12 protein-coding genes are annotated in these 15,491 nt (G+C 41.9%); 10 read left to right on the forward strand and 2 right to left on the reverse strand.

Annotation, left to right across the window (positions count from 1 at the left end; translation table 11 throughout):
* Positions 1-166: 166 nt before the first annotated feature.
* Together OQE68_RS29685 and OQE68_RS29690 are read right to left on the reverse strand one after the other, a co-directional pair.
* The gene (locus OQE68_RS29685; RefSeq protein WP_180571763.1) at positions 167-1,012 is read right to left on the reverse strand and encodes a DUF2207 domain-containing protein; all 846 of its coding nucleotides are present in this window, start codon (positions 1,010-1,012) and stop codon (positions 167-169) included.
* Positions 1,013-1,185: 173 nt separating this feature from the next.
* Positions 1,186-1,737, reverse strand: coding sequence for a glycine-rich domain-containing protein (locus OQE68_RS29690; RefSeq protein ID WP_180571762.1), 552 nt, complete (start codon positions 1,735-1,737; stop codon positions 1,186-1,188).
* Between the two features lie 493 nt (positions 1,738-2,230).
* Between OQE68_RS29690 and OQE68_RS29695 the strand changes: the two genes are divergently transcribed.
* From OQE68_RS29695 to OQE68_RS29740, 10 genes are all read left to right on the forward strand, one after another.
* Positions 2,231-3,049, forward strand: coding sequence for a hypothetical protein (locus OQE68_RS29695; RefSeq protein WP_180571761.1), 819 nt, complete (start codon positions 2,231-2,233; stop codon positions 3,047-3,049).
* The gene (locus tag OQE68_RS29700) at positions 3,046-3,477 is read left to right on the forward strand and encodes a hypothetical protein (RefSeq protein WP_266196007.1); all 432 of its coding nucleotides are present in this window, start codon (positions 3,046-3,048) and stop codon (positions 3,475-3,477) included. Before OQE68_RS29695 ends, OQE68_RS29700 begins: the two co-directional genes overlap by 4 nt.
* Positions 3,478-3,495: 18 nt before the next feature.
* Positions 3,496-4,119 (forward strand): defense against restriction DarA-related protein, encoded by a 624-nt coding sequence (locus OQE68_RS29705; protein ID WP_266196008.1) that lies wholly within the window; start codon positions 3,496-3,498, stop codon positions 4,117-4,119.
* Positions 4,120-4,122: 3 nt separating this feature from the next.
* Complete coding sequence (locus OQE68_RS29710) at positions 4,123-5,229, forward strand: defense against restriction DarA-related protein (RefSeq protein ID WP_266196009.1); 1,107 nt, start codon at positions 4,123-4,125, stop codon at positions 5,227-5,229.
* Between the two features lie 16 nt (positions 5,230-5,245).
* Positions 5,246-5,569, forward strand: coding sequence for a hypothetical protein (locus OQE68_RS29715; RefSeq protein ID WP_180571447.1), 324 nt, complete (start codon positions 5,246-5,248; stop codon positions 5,567-5,569).
* 2 nt (positions 5,570-5,571) lie between these two features.
* Positions 5,572-7,323 carry a hypothetical protein gene (locus OQE68_RS29720; RefSeq protein ID WP_180571448.1) on the forward strand — a complete coding sequence of 584 codons (1,752 nt, stop codon included), beginning with the start codon at positions 5,572-5,574 and terminating at the stop codon, positions 7,321-7,323.
* Between the two features lie 32 nt (positions 7,324-7,355).
* Positions 7,356-8,072: a hypothetical protein gene (locus OQE68_RS29725; protein WP_180571449.1), complete on the forward strand. Its 717-nt coding sequence runs from the start codon at positions 7,356-7,358 to the stop codon at positions 8,070-8,072.
* A gap of 185 nt (positions 8,073-8,257) precedes the next feature.
* Entirely contained in the window at positions 8,258-8,740 is a 483-nt protein-coding gene (locus OQE68_RS29730; protein WP_180571450.1) for a DNA N-6-adenine-methyltransferase, read from the forward strand.
* A 38-nt stretch (positions 8,741-8,778) separates the two neighbouring features.
* Entirely contained in the window at positions 8,779-14,904 is a 6,126-nt protein-coding gene (locus tag OQE68_RS29735) for an SNF2-related protein (protein ID WP_266196010.1), read from the forward strand.
* 2 nt (positions 14,905-14,906) lie between these two features.
* Positions 14,907-15,335: a hypothetical protein gene (locus OQE68_RS29740; RefSeq protein WP_266196011.1), complete on the forward strand. Its 429-nt coding sequence runs from the start codon at positions 14,907-14,909 to the stop codon at positions 15,333-15,335.
* Positions 15,336-15,491 lie beyond the last annotated feature (156 nt).

Here is a 15,491-nt window from a genome sequence, read left to right on the forward strand (position 1 = left end):
AATCTTTTACTTCTTTATTTATCATAGCAAAATAAATTGAGATCGTTTGTTTTCAGTTTACAATAAAGTCTTGGTAAGAAAGAAGAACTGAATAATAAATAGAGTAGTTATAGATTTCGATTTTATGCTAATAACTCTAGTCATAAGTAAAAGTGTAGGAGATATTTCAACCGCACCCACCACATCCTCCGCAACCACTACAACCACCACCACAACCATCTTCTACTTTATTTTTATTAATTGGACGAAACAAGTCCTCAATATCAGCATAAGACGTGTTCGATAGTGAAGACATACCATGGATAGCTGCTATAAGTGTATAAGATGTATTTCGAATAGAAACAGTCTGTCTTAATTCTCTCAAATAAGCTTTCCCTAATAAACTCATTCGTTCAGGGCTACAAATAAACAAGACTAGGTAGATACCAATAACCAATAATATAATGTGAATAAAAATTCCTTCTGAAGTACCCAACAAAACTAATCTTACAAAGAAAACCCCAATAATTAGTGTCATTCCAATAAGTATATTTTTTCTGGCAAGGGTTTTATTGACACCTGTATTTAGAAGCCTGTCTTGTTGCAAAGATTCTTCATAAGCTAAACAAAAACCTGATACTTTTTGATATAAACTCTCAAGCACTCCTTCTTCTGACTGGACACCACATAAACCATCATAAACAACTCGTTCTATAGGAGTTAATTGTTTTATATCTGGTCCATTACTGAGCTGACGATAGTCTATAACAATTTTATCATCAATTAAGTTACCAAAAGTCTCTGCATAACCTCGCTCGACAAGACTTACTGCTATTACATATGTAAGCTCATTTATTGCACCATGTAAATAAGCTATTTTATAAGGATTAATAGGGCTCTCAAGTAATGGAACTTTCATTTTTCTAGTGGAATCTTTTAAGTCTTGAATTCCTTGTAAACACGCAGGTAAAAGAAAAATAACTAACGTAAAAAATACAATAAAATAAATATCGCCTGAAAGTTCTGTACTCATTGTGTTACTCCGATAGATTATTGGATTAAAACAATCTACTCCAAACTTAGCATATTTAATTTTTCAGCCGTAGCTTCAAATACTATACTCACCTTCTACTTATTTCTTTGTAGATTTAATTAAATAGCTCATCTCATTTTGTTTGAATGACTCATAAAAATTTTCCATAATAGTTAATTTGTTAATTTCTTGGCTATTAGGTTCTTTAAGCTGACGGTAATCCCAAACATAGGAATAATCAAATTTTGCTTAGTATTTACTCTCTGGTAATGAATATCAGTGCCAAAACGAATATTAGCCTCTGGCCATATATCAGCAGGTGGTTCTTTATCAAAAAAGAGCCTGTAACTCTCTAACGTTTTGTTATACCAATTATCAAACTTATTACGCTCACAGGAGCCCCCTTTAGTTGGGTTATGATGCAATGGTCTACCAAGTGTTTCACCACAGAGCTTATCCCAATAAGACTTTGTGTAGAGCAAGTGTAGATGCCATGCCTGGTCAACCTGATCTGAGGGGGTCACAGGGTGACCTGCTTCCATAGCTAAAAATAAAAATCTTCTGTATTCAGTAATCACCCGCACTGCAAATCCCAATGACCAACCATTGTCCCTTGCTAAGCGGGCCTCAAAAGGAAACTCAGTGACTCCTTCATTAAAGGGATATGCCATGATTCGCTCGTACAGATCGTGAGCACCAGAACCTGTCGCCAGTTTAATAGACATAAGAATAACCTCACCTCTAGCAGGCAATAATTAGCATAATGAAAGCACGCCTGGAGATTTTACAAAGCCAGATTTAAAAAGTAGACAATCATTGGGTTTAAAACCAATTGTTAGAATATTAAGAGTTAATACTACAAGCCCCTTTCAGAAAAATAAAAAGAAATTAAATATAATTTTAAAGTAATAACTTTTGTTTTTATCTATTAAAGGGACTAAAGAATAAGCTTAAAATTAAAGTGAATATTTAACTATAGCTTTCCAGATAAGTAATTTGGCGACTCTCTACTTAAAACATTAACTTTATAGAACAAATTATATCGTGCTGCCAACTTTGTTTTCTGGAAGCCTATATTAGATCTCATAAAATCAATGAACTATTATCACCTAAAGAAATAGGCAGCAATATATAATATTGCTGACATTTTTTTATCGTCGTCCTTTTCCTCGAATTTACAGTATCCTAGCCAAATGATTATTCAGTTAGTGGTATAACGTGCAACACTGGTTAGTTAATCGGCTCACAGCCAGTAAACAGACTTCTGAACGTTGGGTACAGCTGGCCATGTCCCTGGAATTATTTTGGGATCAGCAATTTACCCCGGCTATTGAACGGGTCGAAAACAGTCGTTCGATTTTTACCGCCAGTCCGAAAGACCTGGAAAAAGCGTTAGCGGATATGGGCAGTTTTTTTGATGTCTTCATGCCCATTGCGGAAACCAATAAGCCTCTGGCGATTGCCTGGCGTCGTGATGAATTGCATTACAAAGACACTTCGCTACCCGTGCAATCGATTCTGGCGCGTAATTTCAGTGGGCTAAATACTCGCTGGGAACCCTTGTATGCCAAAGACGCAGAGTCTTATCAACAAGGCACTTTTTATTCAACAGATGAAGTACATGACTTGGGGCATGCGCTGGATGATTATTTTTTAACATCTCGGGGCCGGTTATGGGTTGATCTAGGGCACTTACGGTTATTGCAAATCAGTCGCAGCGAATTCGAAACCATTGTCCGTCAAGAAATAGAGAAGATCCGCCCCACCCACATTGTTTATGAAGGTGAACTATTCCAGCTAAGTATTCATTTCAAAGCAAAACCTGATCGGTTGCTAATTGAAACCCAGAAGACAGAAAGGCCGGCTCATTTACCTTATCAAGATCAATTTGAAACACCTCGCCTCGATTGGCAAACCATCCGACAGCGAGAGTTAACACCACTCTTACAATATAACGAGAGTCCTTACTTTTATTTTGATGATGTACCCGCTGACTATGCCCCGCTTGATACATACGTTGAGAATGTTAATGCATGATAACCAATAACAACACCTGGCAACGCGCCCTGTTGTTGCCCCGTTACTATGAAAAAAATGCCCATTCAATTGCTGGTTTAAGCTCCCAGTTTCAGATCAAAAAATTTCAGTTAGGCCATGATCCTGACTTAATCGATGAAACAACCAGTCCACCTGGCTTGAGAACCTTTGATACCTCATTAAACCAGTTAGCTAATGTGTTTTATGAAGCCCCTTTTAAACCTGGTGACATTGTGTTTGCCAATGGCCGGTTACTGTTTAAATGCGTGATGCCAGAGGGGGCTATTGCCGCACCCGCTAAGTACTCGTTGACGGGGTTAATAGATCAGGAAGATGATTTAATCGCCATCTCACTGGATTTGCCCGATTGGGTTACACCAACCGAAGGGGTACGCATTCACCCATATATTAATTTCCCAATAGGTTAATTATTTAAAAGGCGTTCTATGGTTGACAGTAATAAACAACACCTACAGTTTGATTTTGATAATTTCAATGCCACTGGCTTAAAGCCTCTCGTTAAAGCGTTAAAAAAGCGGGATGTGACAGTAAATGATATAGAAGGCAGTAAGCGTGCTGTCCGTAAGTCCGGTGTCCTGACCAAAAAAGCCACGTTATTTTTAGCAGATGGGCAAAAACTGATTATTGAGGCTACCGCTCAGGGGGCTATTTTTCAAGTGAAATTAAATAATCAGGTATTGGCCATTAAAAACGTTGATAATCTGAATAAAGCCGTGAAAGAAATTTCAGATTTTGTCCATAAAAACTCGAAAAGTTTTCAGGCAAAGCTTAGAAAAATGGCTGAGCGTAAACAGGGTCAGTCCAATAGTGGATCCCGCCAGGCCAAACTGAGCACCCAACAGCAGCTAGCCGAAAAACAACAATTAATTGATGACTACCGGCTAACGGTCGAGCAACTTACAGCAGAATTAAATGAATTATTGCAAGCCATTACTAAATTGGAAAACAGCAATGCGGCATTAACGACGGAAATTGCCGAGCTACAAAGCCAGATCAATTCTCAACAAGAAACCCTGGATCAATTAATTCAACCACCGATTGCAGCCTAAACCATGAATAAGCTACAGGTTCACCTGGATTATGACCCACTTGCAAAGGGTTTTGATAGCATTACCTTGGAAGAGTGGTTTGACCAGCTTTCAACTGCAGACAGCCTCGACTTACTAACAGAGCCGCTACCCTTACAGGTGCTGGATGATGCGTTTTATCCAGAGGATGAGCCTGCTTTAATTCTGGATATGGTATCCGCCAAATACCAGCGACTCCCGAGAACCCTGGCCGCTTTGCGTCGTGTCATTCAAAAAAAGCTGGCGACACTAGACGGCAACCTGGTGATTGGTGATGCCACAATCAGCAAACCCCGTAAAAATAAATTATTTGCCACGGTCACCGCCCAATTTATTTGCAGTGACGGCCAAACGTTATCAGCGCAATTTCATGCCCCCGATAAAGACCCGCTGATTGTTAATCAAAACGACACCCTGATCGCTTATCGCTGGTTATTAAATAAGCGGGACATTACCCACATAGTGTCAGCTAAACAGAACGGAAATACATTAACTGATATTAGCCTGGATGAACTCGCCTTTAAACTGGCACAGTTAATCAGTGGTAATTCCGCAAAATTCATTGAGCGCCAACAACAGCTAAAACAAGCCCAAGCCGAACTACAGGCCGCAGATGACGAGCTAACCGCCCTGGAAAATCAGGCCACGGAATTAACGACACAAATTGCAGAACAACAGCAAAAACACCAGGACTTGGAAGAGGAGAACCAAACGTTGACGGCCCAACGAGACGAGTTAAAAAAACTACTGGAAGAAATGCTTTCGGAAATTGAAGCCGCCAAAGCAGAAGCCGATGAGAAACGTCAGCAAGAACAGCAACAACCCCAAACTACCACAAGTGAGATCACTGCCGCCAATGATGGAGACAATACCTCAGCAGATGAAAACGACGAAGAGCAGCGCCTAGTTAAAATCCTTGAGGATATTTTGGAGGGTAAATACGACCATTTAGGCTCATTTGGGATTTTCGATACGTTAGAACCACCTGCAGATCGATTAATCGAAATGGGGTTGGGTGAAAAATACGACGAGTTAATTGGCAACGTCGCGGAATATTACGCACGCAAAGATGCTGAAGAACACCCGTTGTAATAGGAGTAATTAATGCATGGCCCAAGGTATTGAAAAATTACGTTTTGCCAAACAACTGAAAAAACTGCAAGAACAAGCGTTTAGTGAAAACACCAAAGGGATTGAAAAGCTCAAGCTGGTAAAAGAAATTAAAGTGGTGCGAGAAGCATTAGCGGTGAATAGCAAATCCACCATTAGTCGTTTTCAGCAGTTATTGGCAGGTGAATTTAATAAACTAGACCCCAAAGCCTTTATCAAAATGGTTAAATCCATCGTGGTGGATGAAGAAGCCAACGTTGATGAAATTAAACAACCGGTCGTCGACTATTTAATTAATCACCTCAACCTAAAAGCGGCTTAACTATGAATGCTGTTTTTAAGCCGATTACACAAGCGGTTAGCTGGTCAGGCATTGAGGAGGCATTTTTTCTGTTGCTGGAGACACCACCGACAGAAAGTGCTTTTCAGGTAATGGGAGCGATTGATACCCTCAAACAAACACCGCTAGGCGAGTTTAATTCGCAAGTTCAAGCTGCCTGGTTACAACTGAATCACTGGCAGCGTAGACTACAAATTCACCCTGATGCCTCATTGGCTGAGCTGATCCACCGGAATACTCCTTTTTGGGACTTGAAAGGCCTACTGAATCAATGGGGTCCGCCAGATAATATTGGCCAAGCCCAACTGGAAAAAAACAGAGCCCAGGGTCAACAGCTTCGCGAGCAGCTGATTGAATCAGAAAATGCTCAGTTAGCCAGTGAAATACAACAATTACAACAGTCACTGGATGACATTAAAGCGCCTTATCAAAAGTCCCATAAGGAAATCAGCCGCATATTATCGGATATACGAGAACAGCATGGCTTAACTGAAATGAGACTGAATTTAGAAGTTGAAATCAGTTTATTCAACAACAAGGCCAAGCATCGAAATAGAGATTATGAAGCGCTGGTAAAAGAAGAGCAGGCCATTCGTGCTAAAGCGGATCACTATCAACAATTAGTCAATCAATATATAAAGCCGGTTCAAGACGAGTGGAATCAAACAGCGCTCTACAAACCCGATGAAGCCACCAAACAACAAGTCGTTGAAACACAACAGGCAATTAACCAAAAAGCTGAACAGCTCATGTCGGGTGTTTATGATCAACTAATTAATCAATCGACTATCTCTGCGCAGGTAGCTCAGCAATGGGCAAAAGAGCAGTCTATTTCAACAACTGTTATAAACCGACTCAAAAAAGTGGGTTACAGTAAAACCCAGCTATTAAAAGACATGGCTGAATTTTATCGGCTCACCCATGGTCGATTATCTCAGGTATCCGTTGTCAGTGATGGAAGAAAACGAGCAGCAGCTTCTGTTACAGAGGGGATCGTCTATGTTGATGGGGATTTTGATAAAACGACCTTGTTTCATGAAATGGCCCATCTATTAGAAAACGATCCAGTCACCAAAGCCACAGCACAACAGTTTGTGGAATCACGAAAAGAAGGGCCACTTCAACCATTACAAGAATTGGCAGGTAACACCAACTACCGATCAGATGAAAAGGCCTACCCAGATTCGTTTATTAACCCTTATGTAGGTAAATATTATGCTGATGGCAGTACAGAAGTCATGTCGATGGGGTTAGAGCACTTTGCTTCTTCAGTTAAATTATACGAGCTATTCAATAACGACCCGGATATGTTTGATTGTTTATTGGGTTTTTTAAACAATACATCGACTGCAGAGCAAGACCTTTTTAAACAAATCCGCCAGCAAAAGAGTGCTGACCATGATTTTTATCAACAACTGTTTAAACGAGTCAAACCAATTAAAATCACTAAGGAATTTATTACCGCAGGGCCTTTGATGGGGTATCAGTTTTTAAACTCAAGTACCAGAGACCGCCATACAGGACGCAAAAAAACTGGTCGATTGGTGGTGGCGCCAGATGGCTCAAATGATTTTATGGCATCAGAGTTAGATGCTAAAGCCTGGGCTTATTTACACCAGATGAATCAGCAAGGCATTCAATCTCATCCAATAGAAAACTTAAAAAAACTGATTACCCATCGCCAGGCACCTGATTGGTTTCAGCCTGGAATGGTCATTCCTGAACTAAAAAGTTAACGGCTTTATACTACATAAGGCATAGCCAATTTATGTATCGATTTAAAATTCAACATTATTTAGGCGATCCTATTACCATTACATTGGATGCCGAATGGGAACAAAAAGCGACAGCAACCATAGAAGGCCCCGACTTTGATAGTTTCTTAGTCACTGACTATATGCGGCACCATGGTTATACGCCTTTTGGCAAAACCGCTGAATTTCCACGCCTGGCACCCATGGATATTCATTGCACCTATTCAACCTCACCGGAATTTGAGTTTGAATTACTGGAAGGGGATTTACTGCCCTATCCACCTTCACCCGGTTTATCAAAAGACAGCTTGCCGCCAGCGGAATACTATGACCATTTATTCCCCGCCTATAAACAGAAAATACAATTTAAGTCATTTGAGGTGTATATCACTCAGCAACCTGGCGATATCTTGCAAGGATATACTGACAGTGGTGAGCCCTGGCAACGTAAAGTCACACATTCTCTAGGTTATATGCGTGATACCAGTCAGTCCGTTTCACTCGATATTATTGTGGGGCATCAAATGGAATCTGAGCGAGTCTTTATGGCAAAACCGCCTGGTGAATACCCAGTGTATTTGTTAGGGTTTAGTGACAAAGCAGAAGCAACCCGCATCTTTCATCATCATTACCCGAGTGATGACCAAACGCCCCTGTATAAATTAAGTGAAGACAGTTTCGCCACAATGTTGGATTTTATTGGTAGTGATAACGATGAAGTAATTGACTAACTAATATTAAAGGGCAGCTATTTAGCCTGCCTTACGCTTTTATTTTTATTCACTTTTAAAAAACAACAATTATTTTTCCCAATATTTTTATATCAGCGGTCGATTTTCACATTTCAATTTACAATGGTTCCAATTGTTGAATAGGAGATTTTTTCAATCTCCTAAGCTGTTATTGGAGCCAGTATTTGAGCCTTTCTTCTCACCAGTCTGCACGCATGAAAAACGATGAGTGGCTTACACCACCTAGTATTTTGACGACTCTTGGCTCATTTGATTTAGACCCATGCTCTCCTATCAATCGCCCCTGGCCTACAGCGACAACTCACTATACCAAACAAGATAATGGCTTAACAAAGCCCTGGTTTGGCCGGGTTTGGTTAAATCCCCCTTTTGGCCAAGAAGCCAAAAAATGGTTTAAAAAAATGGCTGAGCATAATAACGGTATTGCACTCATTCCTGCTCGAACTGAAACACATCTCTTTTTTGAGTTTATCTGGGATAAAGCCAGTGCCATTTTATTTTTAAAAGGTCGACCGCGTTTCTATACCGTTGATGGAAAAGCCGCCCCGTTTAATTCAGGTGCGCCTATCTGTTTAGTGGCCTACGGGCAACAAAATGCAGTCCTGCTCAAGCAATCGTCTCTCGGTTTTTGTGTTTGTTGTAAATAGTCGTTTATTAATCACTTTCATGGTTAATGTAAAGGTTTATGCAAAATACGTCAGATACTTCCTTTCAAGCTATCCACGCCGCCCACTCCCTTTCTGATTTAATTAATGCCTTCTGGGGCTACCTTAAGCCGGCAGATCCAATCGAGCCTGAGCCTACACCGGATGATTCCACGACAGAAGCAACTGATACCCTGTTTGGCTTACAAAAAGGTGGCAAGGTTTATCGTGAAAAAATCAATGCCCAAACCCGTGAGATTCTAGAACGAGTGAAAGGCGATCCTGAAGCCTTAACCGCGACAGATCGAGCTATCTTACGACAGTACAGTGGCCGCGGTGGTTTAAAAAATGAAGCCAGTTTATTTGAGTACTATACCCCTACCCCAGTCGCTGAAGGCATTTGGGATGCCTTGTCTGTCAATGGCTTTGCTAACGGTAATGTCTTAGAACCCTCAACGGGTGCCGGTGTATTTAGTGCCACTAAACCTGAAGGGGTGATTATTTCCGGGGCCGAAATTGACGAAACCGCCGCCCAAGTGAATCAGCTGTTACACCCCACCGATAGTATTAAAAACCAGTCCTTTGAAGAATTATGCGCCAATACCCCGGATAACAGTTTTGATTCTGTCGTCGGTAATGTGCCATTTGGGGAAGGACGGCAGTTTGCCCTGCATGACCCCGCTTACCGACAAACGAAATCCATTGAACAGTATTTTGTACTCAGGGCAATTGATAAAGCCAAGCCTGGGGCACTGATTGCGTTAATCGTGCCACCCCGGATAGTCGACAATACCCGACTGCATGCTTTCCGCGCCAAAGTCAGTAAAAAAGCCGAGTTTTTAGGGGCGCATAAATTACCCTCAAAAACATTCAGTCAACAAGGGACCGATACGGTTACCGATTTAATTGTGTTAAAAAAACACCCCGCCGACTTAGCGGAAAAAATCGATGCTTTATCTAAAGAGGTATTAGAGGAAGCCAATGTCCTATGGACGCCGTTTATTAAAGGGCAATATTTTAAAGATGAAGGCAAACGTTTTATACATAAACGCCCGGACAGTACTACCAAAGCCGCCCAACAATCATTAAATAACACTGCGATTAAACGGGCTTTAGCCCACAAGTTCACCAGTCGTATTGACTGGGATTTATTGGAAATTACTGAGGCTACCGTTCCCCTTTATCAAGACGGCGATACCCGAGTCATCAATGGTCTGATGCATACCCTCAAAGACAGTGAGTGGATAGCAGATGTCAAAGGCCAACCCAATGTGATTGATAAAGCTACTTATGGGGTTGGCTCCATTGAAGAGTTAACTGCATTATTAGAGAGCCCCACTGGTTTACTACAATTGTCGTTTGAGCAAGTTGAATCGGCTTTTACCACCTGGCCAGCATTATTTAAGCCCCACCAACGGGATGTGATCACCCATGCCCGACAACAGCCGGACGCCTTGAGAGAACAGGTATTACGGGGCGGTTTGCTAGGGTGTCAGGTGATTCGGCTAAAAAGCCAGTTGCAACAAGGCGAAGCGGCAGATGATTTAGGGGGTTTACAAGCCTTAATTAAAGCCGAGTTTGAACGGTATGGACCACCGTCTCGCAGTAAAAAACTGATTATTAAAGACAGCACTGCTAAAGCCTGGGGTGCATTTTCCAACGCTACTGACAAAGACGGCGAATTATCACCCTTATTACAGGGCCAGGTCACCGAACAGGCCCAAGGTTATGACCCCACTCATGCCTTATCCATCGTTGAATATTTATTGAATGTTGAGAAACAACCTTATGTGGAATTAGCCGACATTCAGCGCTTATATAACGGCTCCCCACCCATCGAAAACTTAGGGGATATTACCCGGTTTGATGCACTGGCCATTACTCCTGATGGCCATATTTTACCAACCAATGATTATTACAGTGGCGATGTTGTAGACAAAAGCCAACAGTTGTTATCGGTAATGGCTGATGAAAAAGACCAGCGGCTTATTGATAAATGGCAGGCACAAATTGATGAGATGCAACGCCGCCGGAGTCACACCGCTTTAAAAGATGTGCAATTCAGTTTGCGCCATAAAACCCTGGACCGACACTATTTGCTGGATTTTTTAAAGGAACAACAAGGGTTTCAATTTTCATATAAAGTCGAAAAGTCAGTAGCCACTCGACTCCCCAACGGTTCAATAGAAGTCAGTCAAACCCGTGTGGTCGATACTAAAGATCCCAGCGGGCAATTTTCAGCGATTGCTCGTTGGGGTGAAAAACCCAAAGGGTTTGAGCTGCAATTACTCAATTATTTAAACGGCAAACCTACCCGCGTTAAAGAAGAAGACCAGGCGTATTTTCGGGAGCGAATGAAACGCTTGGAGTCGCAGTTTAATTTATACCTGCAAACCCATGTGAATGCCGAACAGATAGAGCAGGATTATAACGACCAAGTTAACCGCTATATTACCCCTGAACTGTCTGGCGAGAATTTAAATCTATCGGACACCTCCGGTGCAGTAAACCTCCATGATTACCAGAATAAAGCCATTCGCCAATTAAGCGAACAAGGCGCAGGTTTTTTATGTTTTGGTACAGGGTTAGGTAAAACATTTTCTGGTTTAGGCCTTGCGCAATATAATCTGGACATGGGGCGTGCTAAACGTACCTTGATTGTGACACCCGATAGTGTGCTGGAAAACTGGGGCCGTAATGCCCAACAATTCTTTACTAAAGGCAAACCCTTTTTATTGGTGGGCTATCACACCAAAAAAGACAACGATGATTTAGTCGTCACAGAAGTCGTTGTTGATGATCAAGGTAACCCTAAGCTAGATAATAACGGTAAGCCTATTAAGCGAGAGGTGATGGTTAAAGATGATCCCCAAGCTATTTTTAAAAAATGCTGGGAAATTCCTCACGGTAAATACAGCCTGATTATTATGTCCCACCAGGTGTATGAGCGCCTGCCATTAAAACCAGAAACCAAATTACGCTACCAAGAAAAATGGTTTAACAATAATTTAATCAGCAATACCGAGCTGAACAAAGCAACCGAGAGTTATAAAAAGGAAAAAGAAAAAGCCCGTATACAAGGGGAATATGGCGATGAAGGTACCACTAAAAAAGACCAGCTCCCCTACTTTGAAGATTTAGGGGTTGATAGTGTCATTGTCGACGAAGCCCACCGTTTTAAAAACTCCCATAAATTAGGCAGCAAAGGTAATAACCTGGCGTATTTATCCAAAGTCAGTCCCTCACAACGGGCGAAAGATATGTCACTCAAAATGGATTTTTTACGGGATAACAACAACGGTCGTGGCCCCTATATGCTGACAGCCACACCACTGACGAGCAGCCCAGTCGAAGCCTTTAATATGTTATCCCTGACGATGCCAATGGAGAAATTTCATCAGCTGGGTATTTATACGCCTGATGATTTTATTGATGTATTTGGCGAAATCGATACGGTAGATAAACTCAAAATCACCGGCGATAGTGTCGCAAAAGAAGGCCTGGTCGGTTTTAGAAACTTAAGTGGTCTGCGTAGCTTATTTAAAGAGCAGGCCATAATTAAAAATGCGGACGATGTGGGCTTGGAAATCCCCCAAGCGGAAGAAGTGACAACCGATTGTCAGTTATCCGATGAGCAAGCAGCGATTTACGAGGAGCTACGTAAAGAAGCCGAAAAAGGCAGTGACCGCCCTATTTTTTCAGTGATGCGGGAGATGGAACGGGTTGCCACCGATATGGACTTATACTCAGGCACCTTGACCAGTTATATTCCGAAAAAACATCACAAAGCCTTATTGGCAGTTCTTGCTGGGATGCCTGAGACTAAAACCATTAATGTGATTATCGAAGGTGAAAAAGATAAACAAGACATCCTATTGGATGATGAGTTAGACGAAGCATCCGATCCCATGCAACTCGTTATTCACCAGGCCTTTGAAAAAGAATTCGAACAAGGATTAAAAAAACACGGTATTCCCATCACCGATGTGACCCACCCCTTAACACCTAAATACAGCCAATTAATGGAGAATTTACGTGCCGAATATGACGGTGGTGGAAAGCAGCTAATATTTTCGTCTGAAAAATCCCAGCACCGTAAACTAACCCGTTTAATTCAGCATCATTTACCCATGGATATGAAAAAAATCGGGATTATTAATGCGGATGAAGCTGCCGGTGCGAAAACCCAAAAACTGGCCCATGCTTATAATGCCGGAAGTATTCAAATTATTATTGCCAATGAACGAGCAGAAGAAGGTGTCGATTTACAACATGGAACCTCGGCTATTCATAACCTGACGTTCCCCTGGACACCCGACAAGTTAACCCAACGTAAAGGCCGTGGGGTTCGCCAAGGGAATACACAAAGCCGAGTTAAGATTTATAACTATGTGGCACAAAGCACCCTGGATGAATATCGCCTGCATTTAATTGGCCGTAAAGAAGGCTGGATTAATAAAATCCTGACGGATAACACGATTCATCAGACCAAAAACGGTGACATGTTGGACCCTGAAGAATTAGCCATGTTATTGGCCTCTGATCCTGAAGCCTATCAACAAAAAGTGGCTGAAGCGAAAGCCAAGCGTGCCAAACAAGAAACCGCTAAAGTCCGTGCCGATATTGTTCGGGAATTAAAAAGCCTATTAAATGCCGAAGCCGCGTTAATTGAACATCAAACTGAAAATACTGCGCTGGCGAAAGAAAAGCTGCAAAGTCGAGTGGATAAAAACAGTAGTTCTATTGCGGCTATCAAAATCCAACTCGTCCACAGCGATGATCCTGCATTACAAAAAGAGCTGGCTCGTTATCAGTCCCAACATGACAAACTCAGCCAACAATTAGCCAACTTTGATGAAGACCATGCCACCAAAGGCGAACAGCTGGAACACAAGATTAAACGGCACCGGGTGTACTTGCTAGATAAAGCTGAAGAAGGCAAATTATTTTTTGATCCCAGTGTCATAACCAACACCGATCAGGTGTACATTATCGATAGTGATTATGTCATTACAGTAGGCACTGTACTTGAAGTCTCAGACCGGATTTGGGGTGATAATGCCGCGTATAAAGTGGTCAGTATTGCAGCTAAGCATGGTTTCCTCAATACGATTAATGTTGAAGGTCAAACCAAACAGTTCTGGTTACAAGAGCTGGGCCGAGATGAAATTAAACTATCCTCATTATCCGCAGCTGATTTTGATAAACAACAGTTACTGTCAAAGCGTTTGACCTATGAAAATTTAGATTCTATCGAACCCTCCATTTATCATCAGTTGGTGGATCAAATCAACCTGGAAGATGATGGCTTTTTAATTCAGACCAGCAGTGGTGCATTACAACTGATCAATGGCAGACAAGCCACCACCAAACAAAAAGGTCAGGTGCTTTGGCCTGAGTCAACAAATCAAACTCAATGTAAACGGGTGATGGAATTTTATGCCACTTTTATACGGGAAGAGCCTGATGAAAGTGAGCGTTTTGAGGACCTGGAAAGTGTCATGAGGACCTGGTTTGGCCGGTCCTATGAAAGGAAAGTGACTTATTATCTAGACTCTGCTACCCAGGCCGATGTTAATGCCCAACTGGCTAAGACTTGGCAAATCTTATTTCAAGAGCAAGGATTAGCCACCAGTGACCACCAAAAAAACCTAGATTTGTTTTATGGGAAGCTGGATGAACTGAGTAGCAGCCTATTTGGTACTGTTAAAGGACTTGGTGCCAATTTTAATGAAATACAACATTGGGTAGATAACTTTATTGCCTCCCAAGAAAATCAGTTGATCATGGCAGCCGATCAACAGGCTACCCGAGAAGCAGAAGCAGCAGTAAGAAATCACGACGATTTTCGTGAAATTCCAAAGCACCTGGCAGATCAATTAGCGGAGGTTGGCATCACCGCGCGCTTTAATACCACTGATATGACCACCGCCACCAAAAAAGTAAAACGTCGGACCTGGGGTGGTGAATTTATCCCCGCTTTTGAGGCACTGTTTTTACATGATCGGTATGCAAAGAACGGCAAGCTCTATGCAAACAAAGACAGTTTGAAATCGCGTTATGGAGCCTCATTTACGATGGACAGTCCAGGATTTGAAGGGTCATGGTGGTGGCTACGTTCACCGGCAAACGAAGATTTACAACAGATAACTGAATTATTGGTGTAGCAATGGCAATTAACGTATTTACTGAAACTGAATTACAACCCCTGCTCGATGAGGCTACAGCAAACCAGACTAAGGAACAGTTTATTAGCCGCACCGTTGAAAACCTGATCAATACGTTACGGCGTAACGCTTTGCACTACCGAGCCTATGGTCCCTACTGGTGGTGGCTAAAAAAATTACTAATGGAGCAAGGCGATACACGTACATTATTTCCAGTCGGTAATCTCGATGAGGAAATACTGAATCAATTGACATTCAATGACCCGGCTTACGGGATCGTTGCTGCTTGGCAATATGCTGAGTGGCAGTTTGAAATGGGGGCACAGGCGAATACTCAACATGTGCTGGATACTGAAGAGGGTGACTTCTTGACCTATGAACTCTTTGATGAAGAGCTAGAAGTCAGAGCAGCGTTACGCCAGGCTCATTGATTAGTGGCTAACTTTCTAATTGAAGACTGCACCGCTCCCACCGGGAAGTGGGCTATAGCTATCACCCACTTTCCATGGAACATTAAATTGTTCCACGTGTAACGCATGTAGCAGTGCTACACAGCATATATACCCACCCACATACAATATTTTTTT

Origin of the sequence: Spartinivicinus marinus (genome assembly GCF_026309355.1) — a bacterium.
Lineage (GTDB): Bacteria > Pseudomonadota > Gammaproteobacteria > Pseudomonadales > Zooshikellaceae > Spartinivicinus > Spartinivicinus marinus.